1 rRNA gene is annotated in these 1,300 nt (G+C 50.8%); it reads left to right on the top strand.

What is annotated here, in order from left to right:
- Positions 1-156: 156 nt before the first annotated feature.
- Positions 157-1,300: ribosomal RNA gene (locus tag AB5Y47_RS00870) — 23S ribosomal RNA — on the top strand; the annotation flags it as partial.

The raw sequence follows: 1,300 nt of genomic DNA, 5'->3' as shown, positions 1-1,300 counted from the left end.
TGCTCTTTAACAATCTGGAAAGCTGATTTAAAAAGTAGTTCTCAAACATTTGTTACAAGTGCTTTGGAAACTTCTTGGCGAAAACCAAATTTTATTTGGTCCTTGTTGTACAGCAACAAGCTGCGTCGGTTTCACCGACACTTCTTGGGGTTGTATGGTTAAGTGACTAAGCGTACATGGTGGATGCCTTGGCAGTCAGAGGCGATGAAGGACGTACTAACCTGCGATAAGCCGTGAGCAGTCGGTAAGAGACATTACGACTCACGGATTTCCGAATGGGGAAACCCACTTAGCATAAGCTAGGTATCGCTGCGTGAATACATAGCGTAGCGAGGCGAACCGGGAGAACTGAAACATCTAAGTACCCCGAGGAAAAGAAATCAACCGAGATTCCCTCAGTAGCGGCGAGCGAACGGGGATTAGCCCTTAAGCATCTTGGAAGTTAGTGGAACGGTCCTGGAAAGGCCGGCGATACAGGGTGATAGCCCCGTACACGAAAACGACCTTGATGTGAAATCGAGTAGGGCGGGACACGTGACATCCTGTCTGAATATGGGGGGACCATCCTCCAAGGCTAAATACTCCTGACTGACCGATAGTGAACCAGTACCGTGAGGGAAAGGCGAAAAGAACCCCTGTGAGGGGAGTGAAATAGAACCTGAAACCGTGTACGTACAAGCAGTGGGAGCCCTTCGGGGTGACTGCGTACCTTTTGTATAATGGGTCAGCGACTTACATTTTGTAGCGAGGTTAACCGTATAGGGGAGCCGTAGGGAAACCGAGTCTTAACTGGGCGTCTAGTTGCAAGGTGTAGACCCGAAACCGGGTGATCTAGCCATGGGCAGGTTGAAGGTTGAGTAACATCAACTGGAGGACCGAACCCACTAACGTTGCAAAGTTAGGGGATGACCTGTGGCTGGGGGTGAAAGGCCAATCAAACTCGGAGATAGCTGGTTCTCCCCGAAAGCTATTTAGGTAGCGCCTCGGACGAATACTACTGGGGGTAGAGCACTGTTTGGGCTAGGGGGTCATCCCGACTTACCAACCCCATGCAAACTCCGAATACCAGTAAGTAATATCCGGGAGACACACGGCGGGTGCTAACGTCCGTCGTGAAGAGGGAAACAACCCAGACCGCCGGCTAAGGTCCCAAAGTTCTGGTTAAGTGGGAAACGATGTGGGAAGGCTCAGACAGCTAGGATGTTGGCTTAGAAGCAGCCATCATTTAAAGAAAGCGTAATAGCTCACTAGTCGAGTCGGCCTGCGCGGAAGATGTAACGGGGCTCAAACCAGGCACCGA

Source organism: Aeromonas sp. R7-2, from assembly GCF_040908105.1.
Lineage (GTDB): Bacteria > Pseudomonadota > Gammaproteobacteria > Enterobacterales > Aeromonadaceae > Aeromonas > Aeromonas caviae.
Note: the sequence above shows the minus strand (reverse complement) of the source record. Positions and strands in the feature narration are given on the sequence as shown.